Annotated in this window: 14 protein-coding genes; 6 read left to right on the top strand and 8 right to left on the bottom strand. The window is 44.6% G+C overall.

The features are described from left to right. The first annotated feature begins 161 nt into the window (after positions 1 to 161). The 3 genes from metN to metQ all read left to right on the top strand — a co-directional run bounded on the left by metN (position 162) and on the right by metQ (position 2784). Complete coding sequence (metN, locus tag K6Y31_RS10915) at positions 162 to 1193, top strand: methionine ABC transporter ATP-binding protein MetN (RefSeq protein ID WP_233052812.1); 1032 nt, start codon at positions 162 to 164, stop codon at positions 1191 to 1193. An 83-nt stretch (positions 1194 to 1276) separates the two neighbouring features. Then, positions 1277 to 1930: a methionine ABC transporter permease gene (locus K6Y31_RS10910; protein ID WP_233052811.1), complete on the top strand. Its 654-nt coding sequence runs from the start codon at positions 1277 to 1279 to the stop codon at positions 1928 to 1930. Positions 1931 to 1941: 11 nt separating this feature from the next. After that, entirely contained in the window at positions 1942 to 2784 is an 843-nt protein-coding gene (gene metQ / locus K6Y31_RS10905) for a methionine ABC transporter substrate-binding lipoprotein MetQ (RefSeq protein ID WP_233052810.1), read from the top strand. Between the two features lie 81 nt (positions 2785 to 2865). Here the strand turns inward: metQ and focA are convergent, their stop codons facing one another. The 3 genes from focA to K6Y31_RS10890 form a co-directional block, all read right to left on the bottom strand. After that, the gene (gene focA, locus K6Y31_RS10900; RefSeq protein WP_233052809.1) at positions 2866 to 3717 is read right to left on the bottom strand and encodes a formate transporter FocA; all 852 of its coding nucleotides are present in this window, start codon (positions 3715 to 3717) and stop codon (positions 2866 to 2868) included. Between the two features lie 407 nt (positions 3718 to 4124). Further along, positions 4125 to 4433, bottom strand: coding sequence for a putative quinol monooxygenase (locus tag K6Y31_RS10895; protein ID WP_233052808.1), 309 nt, complete (start codon positions 4431 to 4433; stop codon positions 4125 to 4127). Positions 4434 to 4712: 279 nt separating this feature from the next. Continuing rightward, complete coding sequence (locus K6Y31_RS10890; RefSeq protein WP_233052807.1) at positions 4713 to 5297, bottom strand: DMP19 family protein; 585 nt, start codon at positions 5295 to 5297, stop codon at positions 4713 to 4715. 658 nt (positions 5298 to 5955) lie between these two features. Here K6Y31_RS10890 and ltrA point away from each other — a divergent pair. Further along, positions 5956 to 7269, top strand: coding sequence for a group II intron reverse transcriptase/maturase (gene ltrA, locus K6Y31_RS10885; protein WP_233052806.1), 1314 nt, complete (start codon positions 5956 to 5958; stop codon positions 7267 to 7269). A gap of 117 nt (positions 7270 to 7386) precedes the next feature. Here ltrA and K6Y31_RS10880 read toward each other — a convergent pair whose 3' ends face one another. Next, positions 7387 to 7716, bottom strand: a complete 330-nt coding sequence (locus K6Y31_RS10880) for a hypothetical protein (protein ID WP_233052805.1) — start codon at positions 7714 to 7716, stop codon at positions 7387 to 7389. 201 nt (positions 7717 to 7917) lie between these two features. Between K6Y31_RS10880 and K6Y31_RS10875 the strand changes: the two genes are divergently transcribed. Together K6Y31_RS10875 and K6Y31_RS10870 are read left to right on the top strand one after the other, a co-directional pair. Beyond that, positions 7918 to 8805, top strand: coding sequence for a site-specific integrase (locus K6Y31_RS10875; protein WP_233052804.1), 888 nt, complete (start codon positions 7918 to 7920; stop codon positions 8803 to 8805). Continuing rightward, on the top strand, positions 8802 to 9842 hold the full coding sequence (locus K6Y31_RS10870; protein WP_233052803.1) for an IS91 family transposase: 1041 nt from the start codon (positions 8802 to 8804) through the stop codon (positions 9840 to 9842). The genes K6Y31_RS10875 and K6Y31_RS10870 overlap by 4 nt, the downstream gene beginning before the upstream one ends. A gap of 300 nt (positions 9843 to 10142) precedes the next feature. On the opposite strand, the gene K6Y31_RS10865 is transcribed toward K6Y31_RS10870, so the two are convergent. The 4 genes from K6Y31_RS10865 to K6Y31_RS10850 form a co-directional block, all read right to left on the bottom strand. Beyond that, positions 10143 to 10898, bottom strand: a complete 756-nt coding sequence (locus tag K6Y31_RS10865) for a hypothetical protein (protein WP_108194403.1) — start codon at positions 10896 to 10898, stop codon at positions 10143 to 10145. After that, entirely contained in the window at positions 10891 to 11145 is a 255-nt protein-coding gene (locus tag K6Y31_RS10860) for a hypothetical protein (RefSeq protein WP_233052802.1), read from the bottom strand. Before K6Y31_RS10860 ends, K6Y31_RS10865 begins: the two co-directional genes overlap by 8 nt. A gap of 9 nt (positions 11146 to 11154) precedes the next feature. Continuing rightward, positions 11155 to 11409: a hypothetical protein gene (locus tag K6Y31_RS10855; protein WP_017096922.1), complete on the bottom strand. Its 255-nt coding sequence runs from the start codon at positions 11407 to 11409 to the stop codon at positions 11155 to 11157. 227 nt (positions 11410 to 11636) lie between these two features. Then, positions 11637 to 11764: transposase (locus K6Y31_RS10850; protein ID WP_427901897.1), on the bottom strand; the 128-nt coding region annotated here is incomplete at its 5' end.

The following is an 11764-nucleotide window of genomic DNA, read 5'->3' as shown; positions in this document are numbered from 1 at the left end:
TTGTTAGTCTTTATTAATATATTGACTTAATCTGTTATAATTTTTAGCATCATCTCCCGTTGATTTAGGTTAAACTTAGGGCTAATAACTTGCTGGTTTAACTTTAACAGCGAATATCTCTGCTTTTGTACTTAGTCTGTACTCGGGACATTATCAACACTATGATCCAACTGGAAAATCTAAATAAGATATTTGGCAAAGGAGAACAACAAGTTGTTGCTCTCAATCATGTCAATCTTAACATCGAAGCGGGCCAAATTTTTGGTGTGATAGGGGCATCAGGTGCGGGTAAAAGTACCTTGATCCGATGTGTGAACCTACTAGAGCGCCCTGATTCAGGCAAAGTTATTTTGGACGGCACGGAATTAACCGCGCTAAACAAACAAGAATTGGGTCAAGCGCGAAGAAAAATCGGCATGATTTTTCAGCACTTTAACTTATTGTCGTCACGAACAGTTGCCGAGAATATTGCCTTACCGTTAGAGTTTGAGCGTTATGATGGCGCGGCTATCAAGCAGCGCGTGGCTGAATTGTTAACGTTAGTTGGTTTGGATGACAAAGCGAATGTGTACCCAGCTCAACTAAGTGGTGGACAAAAACAACGTGTAGCGATAGCACGCGCTTTGGCGACATCGCCTAAGGTGCTATTGTGTGATGAAGCGACATCGGCACTCGATCCCGAAACCACAAAGTCTATCTTAAATTTACTGAAAGACATTAACCACAAATTACAAATCACCATATTGATGATCACCCATGAAATGGAAGTGATTAAGAGCATTTGTGATCAAGTGGCTATTATCGATCGCGGCGAGCTCATTGAAAAAAACAGCGTGGCGGACTTTTTCTCACACCCGAAAACAGAGTTGGCAAAACGCTTCATCGCGGCAACGATACATATCGAGATCCCCCATGAATATCAAATGCGCCTTTCAAGCGAACCTAAACCGAGCACGTTTCCTTTAGTTCGGCTTGGTTTTTCGGGAGCCAGTGTTGACGCGCCTTTAATCTCTGAGTTAAGTCGTAAATACCATGTCGACGTGAGCATCCTCAGTGCCAACATGGACTACGCGGGTGGGGTTAAATTTGGCTACATGCTTGCAGAGTTGTTTGGCGAATCAGAGCAAACTGATTTAGCCATTCAGTTTTTGATCGAGCATCATCTTAGCGTAGAGGTGTTGGGCTATGTCTAAGCGAGCGAGTCTTTCAATGCCATGTTGCGGCAAAATAACAACACTAAACGTTCACTGTAATTATTATCTCGAGGTGCTGGGTAATGTCTGAAGCCATGATTTCGTTATTAACACAGGCCTTTGGCGAAACCCTGATGATGGTTGGTCTATCGGGCCTAATTAGCTGTTTATTTGGCATCCCTCTTGGCGTGTTATTACATAACACCAAGGCGGGTGAGCTTTGGGCTAATCCAACCCTTAACCACATATTGGGCATTTCCGTTAATATTGGTCGCTCGGTGCCTTTTATTATTCTATTAGTGGCTATTATTCCACTTACTCGCATTATTGTTGGCAGCTCAATTGGTACCTTGGCCGCAACCGTGCCACTGACCATTGCCGCTATTCCTTTTGTTGCACGCTTAATTGAAGGCGCACTCATGGAGGTGCCGTCAGGCTTAGTTGAAGCAGCCAATGCGATGGGCGCCACGCCGTTACAAATTATTTGCAAAGTCTGTTTGCCTGAGGCACTGCCGGGCATTATTAACAGTATCACCATCACTTTGGTTACCTTAGTGAACTACTCTGCCATGGCTGGCGCAGTGGGGGGTGGTGGTTTAGGTGATGTCGGGATCCGTTACGGCTTTCACCGTTTTGAGCCGCAAATACTCATTATTACCGTCATTGTGCTGATTGCATTAGTGCAGGTGATACAAATGCTAGGTGATTACCTAGTGAATAAAGTCGACCATAGATAATGGAAATCAAAATGAAGCTAACGTTAAAACACTGGTTTGGCTCGTCTGCTGTGGCAGCCGCGTTATTATTAACAGGTTGTGGTGATAAAACCGCAACTGAGCAAGCGCCTGCTGAGGCGCCAGTGGCGCAAGTACAAACCCTAAAAGTCGGTGCGATTGCTGGCTCTGAAGCGCAATTAGTCGAAGAAGCAAAAAGAATTGCACTAGAGAAATTTAACCTCAATGTTGAAGTGGTGACTTTTACTGATTACGTAACGCCAAATATTGCCTTGTCTGACGGCAGTATTGACGCCAATGCATTTCAGCATCAACCATATCTTGACACTATGGTTAAAGACCGTGGCTTAAAGATAGTGAATGTGGCGAACACTTTTGTTTACCCAATCGCAGGCTTTTCTAAAACTATTAAAAACGTCAATGAATTAGAAGAAGGCGCTAAAATTGCAGTGCCTAATGATCCGACTAACCAAGGCCGTTCGTTGATTTTGTTAGAAAAACAAGGTTTATTTACCTTAAAAGCAGATGCAGGTCTAAATGCCAGTATTATGGATATTGTTGACAACCCGAAAAACTTCGAACTCATTGAACTAGAAGCGGCGCAACTTCCTCGTTCATTAGATGATGTGTCGCTAGCGGTCATTAATACCACTTATGCTTCATCAATTGACTTGCTACCGACACGTGATGGTTTGTTTGTTGAGGAGAAAGATTCTCCTTATGTGAACATTATTGCAACGCGTGAAGACAATAAGAACGATGAAAGAGTGGCACAATTTATTCAGGCATTCCAGTCTGAAGCCGTTTACAACAAGGCTCAAGAATTGTTTCAAGGCAGTGTCGTAAAAGGTTGGTAATTACCTAACCGATACCCTTTAATTTGAAAAAAGCTGCACTCGTCGGTGCAGCTTTTTTTATGGTAACCGTGTAAGAAATATTTAACCTTTAGGTTTTAAATGGATAATCCAGTAGGTCATTCCTACCAATAAGCCGCCTAATATATTGCCAATAGTGACCGGAATGAGGTTATGTAACACAAACTGCTTTAATGTTAGGTCAGCATATAGCGCTGGCTCTAGCCCCACACTTTGCCAAAAGGCTGCATCGGCAAAGGTGTGAACCATAATGCCCATTGGCACCATAAACATATTAGCAATACTGTGCTCAAACCCAGTCGCAACAAACATGGCTACGGGTAACAACATTACTACTACTTTGTCGGTGGCACTGCGACAAGAAAACGTCATCCAAGTGGCTAAGCAGACCAGCAAGTTACACAGTAACCCCAGCGCAATCGCTTGGGAAAAATCATGATGGAGTTTGTGTTGGGCAATATTCATTGCATTCACACCCCAAGCACCATTTGCCACTAAGTGAAGTTTGGCAAACCAAACCAACAGTACAAAAAAAGCCGCGCCAATTAAGTTGCCAACATAAACAGTGGCCCAGTTTTTTAATAACTGTGAGCTGCTAATGCGACCACTGGCTCTGGCGATGGTAGTGAGTACTGACGAAGTAAATAAATCTCCGCCACAAATTACCACTAAAATAAGCCCTAAACTAAACGCTAAGCCACCCACTAAATGAGAAATACCGTAGGCCATGTCAGCTGTGCCGATGGTCACCGTGGTGTAAAAAACAAAGGCGATGGAAATAAATACACCGGCAGAAATCGCCAGCACTAAAGATTGAAAGGGGTTTTTCGTTGCTTTATAGATCCCAACTTCTTCGGCTTTTTTCGCCATTTCAGTCGGCATTAAAGAATCAAACGGGTTTTTTTGTGTTTCCAAGTTGCGACTCAGCTACAAGTGAATGAAAAAGGCCGACAGATTAACAAAAAAAGTGTGATCTAGATTGATAAATATCAGGAATATGAAAAATATCAGTAACAGTGAGGGAAAACCTGCTGCTTTCGTTCTTCACTCAGGGCGAACGCATGAGTGTACAAAATACAATCAACTAAGCGAACAAAGTGGAATCTTCTTATACGAAACGCCGTGAAATCATCCATGATGGCTTAACTACCGCATCCTTGCGGCAGATATTCGTCTAAGAAAACACCACTAAACGCTCGAAAAACATTCATGCGTTTGCCCTGGTTCTTCACTATAGCGCGGCACAATTAAGTCCTAACGCCCCAACTGGTTAAAATTTAAGTAGTAAAAACTATCCTGCCAGAGGGGGGGGTATGTGCGCGTTACTCGATTGAGTTGTAAAACTTTGGTTCTGCACTTTCGTAAAAGTTAATCAACTTTGCAGGAAGCATACCGCCAGGATCAGGCGCACCAAGTAAATCTATTAAAGCTTTGATGTGTTCGTCTAAGTGCGCCTGACTTTCCCATTGTTCGAATAGAGTAAACTCTAATGGGTTACCAACACTTTGATTGAAAACATACGACACACAACCAGCTCTATTTCGAGACTCTTTAGTAAGTAATGATGCAACTTCTAAATATTCATTAAGAAAATCACATTTAACTTTTGCGTTTACGATTACAGTTATCAAATTCCATTTCCTAACGGTTCAGGTGAATAAATTCATGTTACTTAGCCACATAAAGCCTCATTCAGAGGCAATAAAATAGTTAGTTAAAATCAGCGACGCAGGAGCAAAAACCAGCTGTTTTCTGTCCTTTGGAATGACTTGTGTACGCCCAACATGGGCATTAACTAATGAGGTGAGAGTCCTCTGTAGGAAGATGAACCGCCCATTGCTCACCTTCTTAATCAAGAATGCATGATGGGGGGTGTGGGGGCTGGAGGCTAGATACCTCCGGCTACCCGATTATGCATTTTTTATGAGGAACGATTTAATAGCGAAATCCTCAAGTTTTTCACCTAATTTATCTTCATCTTTGTAAAACTCGGTATCGAGAACATCTAAATCAGGTTCATCTGTATTCTTTCTGATTATTGACCAACGTTGCGCTTGATCTGTGGGTACGATTGCCGAACCAAATAGAGCCGTTTTTGCTTGGCGCAATAGCATCAAGGATTGCGTTGCAGATAAACTCTCAAGACCAAGTTCGGCATACTTAAAATGCTCTCCTGCCGTATTATCAAAATACTGAATAAAGCCACCATTGTAGACTTCGCCACTAAGGGTATTTACAGCATAATAAGTTTTTTCAGCTTCTGACAAAGCAGTAAATCCACCTTCATGATTGTAAACTTTATCAACTAGATTCCGCCAAAGAGCCCTAAATGGACAGGTCTTTTCTAGCTCACGTTCTTTCTTATAATACTCTTTAGCTCGTTCAATATTTTTTCGATTGCCATTTTTGCATGGCATACAAACTCCACCAGTTCTCTTTGCTGTGGAGGGTAATACGAGCGCACCGCACTCAATACATGGAACCTTGTCACTCATATTTACACCTTAATGCATAACGCCACAATAATCGGACAAAAATTGTGGGTTATACTGTGTAGCGAAGCGAAACGTAACCCACTGTTTTAGTTCCGTTTAAACGCCTTGTGTACGCCCGGCATGGGCATGAACTAATGAGGTGAAAGTCCTCTATAGGAAAATCACCGTCTAACTATCTTATTGATTATTAGACGTTAACTATTAGCGAATGGCAAGGGCTTTTCCGCGAGGAAAGGTCTGGAGGAAGCCGCTAGCAAAACTGCGAGCTGATGAATAAGAACATCATACGAGGCGTAGCTCCGAGGCGAGTTGGCACAAGACGACAAAGCCATGTGATTTAAGGAGCACCGTAAATGATGCAGTTGTGCAGTGAAACCGGAGGGCCGGCCCGTTTTTGTCCTTATCCGGGGAGATCTGCTTAACATGCGATCGTCTCTTTAGCAGCTTGGCCGCTGCTTTAAACTGGCCTGGCATATTGGACTCATCAACCAATATGAGCGAATAGATGAACAACGATAGCGCTGGTTGGAGTAATCCCACGAACGATTAAGCAGAAGTCAGCAGACGGCACCATTTATAAAAGCGCCAAATGTCTCTCTCTTGCCGTAATGGAGGGGACACGGTGAAGGCCTGAACACGATGAAATAAAGGAGGAGCCTTGTCATATTTGGAAACACGAATGCCGCCCGGCAGCGACGTGAGCCAGCATACTGATACGAAGCCAGCCTTTGGCAACAATTTGTTCGAACAGATACTGCAACGCGAGAACCTTCGTCTTGCATGGCAACATGTTCGAGTCAATAAAGGGGCAGCTGGTGTTGATGGCATGACCATCGAACAGTTCCCCGGCTGGGTTAAATCTGGCCAGTGGGATGACGTTGCTGAAGCCATTAACGCGCAGCAATATCAACCTTCACCTGTCAGGCGCGTAGAGATTGACAAACCCGATGGCGGCAAACGCCTGCTGGGGATCCCGACCGTCACCGACAGAGTGATACAGCAGGCTATAGCCCAGGTGCTTACCCCCATATTCGATCCTGAATTCTCAAACAACAGTTTCGGATTCAGACCAAACCGAAATGGGCAGCAAGCCGTAAAGCAAATGCAAGGCATCATTAAACAAGGCCGTAAATTTGCGGTAGATGTTGATCTGTCTAAATTCTTTGACCGTGTGAACCATGACCTTCTGATGACGCATCTTAGCTATAAAGTGAAGGACAAACGTCTGATGAAATTGCTTGGTCGCTACCTTAGAGCTGGCGTCATTTGTAAAGCAAAAGACGATAACCAGTTTTATAGCGAAACCCGGGAAGGTGTACCACAGGGCGGACCCTTATCCCCTCTGCTGGCAAACATTATGCTCGACCCACTGGACAAAGAGCTGGAGAAACGTGGCCATCAGTTCGCCCGCTATGCAGATGATTTTACCATTCTGGTCAGGTCGAAACGAGCGGGTGAACGCGTGCTGCACAGCATCAGCAACTTCCTGCAAAACAAGCTGAAATTAATGGTGAACAGCACGAAAAGCAAGGTAGTCAAAACCTCTGAAAGTCAGTTCCTCGGGTTTACATTCAAGCGGGGTAACATTCAGTGGCATGACAAAACGCTGGCAACATTTAAACAGCGGGTCAGGCAACTGACAAACCGAAACTGGGGAGTCTCGATGAAATATCAGCTCTTCAAACTGAGCCAATACCTTCAGGGCTGGATCAACTACTTCGGTATCGCCAACTGCTACCAGCGCTGTGTTGACCTTGATCACTGGATCAGACGCAGAGTGCGAATGGCTTACTGGCGACAATGGCGTAAGCCGAGAACCAAAGTCAGAAACCTGTTATCCCGTGGCGTGCATATCCAGTCTGCGGTTGCTTGCGGCATCACCAGTAAAGGCCCATGGCGAAGTTCGACCCCCCCGGAATTCAACAAGCATTATCCAATGCTTACCCGAAGAATCAGGGACTTTATGAGCTGAGAGATGGATGGATTAAGCTTCACTACCCATAGTGAAACGCCCTGTGCGGACCCGCATGCAGGGTGTTGTGGGGGCTGGAGGCTAGATACCTCCGGCTACTCGATTAGCTATCAAATATCAAAGACCTAAATGAGTTAATTCAGAATCAATTATCGCTTCAGCTTTAGTAAGATTACTATAAATAAAATCATAATAAATTGTATGATCTTCATCTGTAACTTGTGTGGATTTATTATCAACAAAGTCGATACATTGTTCCAATGCTCTTTTAACTTCTATGTAAGAAAGTACGGATTGCTTAGCATCTTCCCCTTGTGATGTTCTAATAGCTTCAGCAACTTCTTCTAATTTACTTAGAGTCGCTTTAGCTGCACTAGAGGATAAAGCTACCTCCGACTTTCCTTCTATGATTTTAGTGATTAAATGATTGATAAATGGTGATTTCACAAAACTCTCCTTGATAGCTAACGCCGCAACAAGCGGACTAAAATTGTTGGTTATAATGTGGAGCGAAGCGGAACCTAACCAACTGTTTTAGTTCCGTTTAATTGCCTTGTTGAACGAAGCCGCTGCGCGGCGGAGTGTGGTTGATATTTCATACTCAAGTAACCCCCCGTCACTTTGATGGGGCTTACTGGAGTAAAAACCATGAATACCACCGACCAACAACGCTTTGAATTGCTTTACCAACAACATCTTACCAACTTAACTTTACAAGGCAAACGCCCGGCAACCATTGATGCGTATTCTCGTGCGGTGCGTCGCCTTTCTGCGTTTTTTGACCGCGCACCTGATGCCATGACGGCCGATGATTTAAAGACCTACTTTGCCAGTCTGGTTGCGACCCATTCTTGGAGCACGGTGAAAATTGACCGTAATGGTTTGCAGTTTTTCTATCGCTACACCCTTGATAGGCAGTGGGAGTGGCTTAACATTGTTAAACCGCCGCAGGTGAAGCGCTTGCCGGATGTGTTGACCTCGGCGCAAGTCGGTTTGCTGATTTCCATGACGGTTAAGTGTCGTTATCAAGTGTTCTTTTTGGTGCTCTATACCTTGGGTTTGCGGTTAAGCGAAGGGCTTAATTTGACCATATCCGATATCGACAGCGCATCAATGCAGGTGCATGTGCGTGATGGCGAAGGCGGCAAAGACCGATTGGTGCCACTGCCTGAGCGCACCTTGGTGGCGCTACGTGGTTACTGGGCCACGCATCGCCATACTCGCTTGTTGTTTCCAAAAATGGGGCCCGACAGCGATGTGCCAATGGATAAAGGCAGCGTGCAAAAAGCCCTCAAGCGGGTACTGGCTGATTGCAATATCCATCAACACATTAGTCCCCATTCGCTGCGCCATTGTTATGCCACCCATTTACTGGAGCAAGGGTTGGATTTGCGCTCGCTGCAAGCCTTGCTCGGTCACGCCAGTCTCAATACCACCGCGCGCTACACCCACCTGACCCGCGTGAAACAAGCCGACAGTGTGTTAGCGGTGAACCAACTCGCTGATAAATTGGTGTTGATGTGGGCTAACTCATGAGCGCCTTTATTGAAATATTGCGTGAGCATCAGGATGCGCTGCGCCAGCAATACAATCTCAACAACGACGTACGCCGTGCCATTCATGCTTTATTACGATGCCAAACTGAGCAACAAGGCAGCTCAAAATGGCAATGTCGTCACTGCCCGCATCAGGAAGTGACGCCATTATCGTGTGGGCATCGGTTTTGCCCGCAGTGCCAGCAGCGCACCGCGTCCCAATGGTTATGGCGACAACAAAGTAAGCTGCTACTCACCACCTATTTTATGGTGACCTTCACCTTGCCTTATGAGCTCAGGTCACTCGCGGCCCATCATCCGCGCCATTTATATCCCATTATGTTTAAGGTGACCGCCAGCATCCTTAAAGACTTCGCCGCCAAGCAGAACAAAGGCGAGCTCGGCTTTACCTCGGTGCTGCACACCCACAGCCGACAGCGTAACTTACATCCGCATTTGCACATTTTAGTGGCTGGCGGCCGCTATGACGCCAGCAAAAAACACTGGTACAAAGGCAAAAAAGACTACTTGTTTAACGCCTTTGCACTGGCGAAAGTGTGGCGCGCCAGAATGCTCGACGCCATCAATCAACACCCAAGCTTGAGCTTGCCCAATCACGTCCCACCGAAATGGGTAGTGGATTGTCGCGCCGTGGGCGAAGGCTTACCGACGCTGAAGTATCTCTCGCGCTACTTGTATCGCGGTGTATTGCCCGACAAAGACATCATTGACATCACCAAGGATAACGTCACGTTTCGTTATCGCGACGGGCAAACCAACCACTGGAAGCAGCGCACACTGCCAACATTGACGTTCTTGATGTTGATGTTGCAACACGTGTTACCAAAGGGGTTACAACGCGCCCGTGATTACGGCTTTTTACGCGGTAACGCCAAAGCCATTTTGCACCAAATACAATGTTTGCTACTGCCGTTGTTGCAACAGCTACTGGGAATAGCGCCACCGAGCAAACCCGAGCGCACTTGCCCGTGTTGCCAGCACAGCATGCGCTGCATTGGTATCCTGCGACCGAGATAATCAACCCCGCAAGGACGCAATAAGGATGATGGCCTTCACCACGCCTAGGGCGACAACAAGAGGAATACGAATAAAGAAATAACACACAGGCAAGCCGTAACAAACTGATAAGGCAAGCGTTTACATTATGATCGCCCCTTACATCCCTCTCGCTCGTCTTGAGAAAGGTACTCAGGCTAAGCGCGGTTAACACTCAATGCAGCAATTTACTTAATAAGGAAGGAATCGAGCTCATCGAGGCTCCGGGCTTGTCCAACACTTGAATATAGGTGTCGGCTTCGCGACACCTATTCTTATCTGTTAACTGCCGATTAGTGCAGGTGGATTTAGTAACCATACAATAACAAATACAGCTATTGCTCCTGTTGCTTTTATTGAGAATTTTTGGAATCGAGACTCAACATTTAGCAAGCCTGGGATAATTGCAGCTATTGCGGCTAGTGAAATTGCAAACACGCCCCTGAAAATAAAAAACTGTGTTGATGTAGGATTAGGAATAAAAATTACGGCAACGAGAATTAAGAAAGCGAATACTACCCCCACAATTAGCCCCGTTATTAGCTGCCATTTAGGTGTTTCTTTCAAATCATTTGCCCCTGCGAATTTGAACCCTGTTGTTGGCAGAGAGCTCTCAATAAAAGAATTCTCTAATTGTTGCCACTGTTCTTTAGAAAGATATTCTTTAGTCATTCTTTGCATGTTTGCGTATGCATTAGCATTCGGTTGTTCTAACGCAACTTTAAGTGTAGCTGAATGACTTCGTAGAAAATTAACATGTACAATATAAGCGCTTAAAATGCTATGACAGGTTTCAGCAAACCCTGAAATCCATTTTCCATTGGCATGTGCACCAAGCAAGCCACTATTACCGACAAAATTCTCGACAAAATTAAAATATTGAGCCCCAAGTTGCTGACAAGTAAGTAATTCTTGAAGAGTTGGCTCCCCACCATCTTTATGAAGGCGAAGAACTACTGGACTAAGATGAGCCATATACTTCTGTTTTAACTCTTCAATTTCGCTTTCAGCGAGAAGAACAGATTGTTCATTAGTCATCACTTGAAGCCGTTTTGGTTGCAAGTAAAAGTAACGTTGTTAAGTCTGAATTATCAACGCCTTCCAAAGCCATTGCTTCATATGAACCAACCACTTCCAAAACAACATTAGCGATATTAGCTTTGCTAGGCTCTCCTTTAAATGCTTTGAGGCGTCTTGCAATTTCTTTTAATTCAGCTGTTGAGGGTGACCAGTCCGTGATCAATAATGCAGCTTCAAGCTCCTTTTTTAAAATATCTAAACTCATAAAACACTCCTAATTTTTGGTTGCCAATTGTAATAATGTAATCAAATCTGATGTGTCAGCGCCACTGTAACCGTAACTACCAGCACTTGGACAATGCCTTTTTACAATCTCAGCCCAATCGTTTTCTGTTGGTGTTATACCCTTAGCAACCAAAGCCTTAATATCACGCTTTATTAGCTCTAGCTGATTAGCACTTGGATCATTTGGTGCAGTACCATATTTAAGTTTTAATTTGTGCCCAAGGTCTTGATCATTCATGTTCATAAATACTCCTTTAGAAATGCCAGATTTGAAAGGCAGTTAACGAGCCTGTAGAATTACTCGTTTTAAAATATATTTTTATGATGCACCAAACCATAGCTGAGTTCTTGTTTTGACTCAATTGTTTAGTCTTTTTCTGCTGGAATGAAGATTATCTTGAGTTGGCGTTTTTTATGAGGCGTTTGAGGCTGGTTTGGGGGGGATTTCAGGCAATAGGGGGCTTGCCCTGCTTAATGCATCGTCTTTTGCAGCTTTTCAATATTATGAACAAGGCAATACAGCTGCCACTGGGCATTCACTTTGGCTTGTCCCCGTAGCGTCAACTTATTCATGCCTTTATTCACCGTTATATTGCCGA

Source organism: Motilimonas cestriensis (assembly GCF_021295315.1).
Lineage (GTDB): Bacteria > Pseudomonadota > Gammaproteobacteria > Enterobacterales > CBDFNC01 > Motilimonas > Motilimonas cestriensis.
The sequence above is the reverse complement of the archived record's forward strand: the minus strand, read 5'-3'. Positions and strand labels throughout refer to the sequence as shown.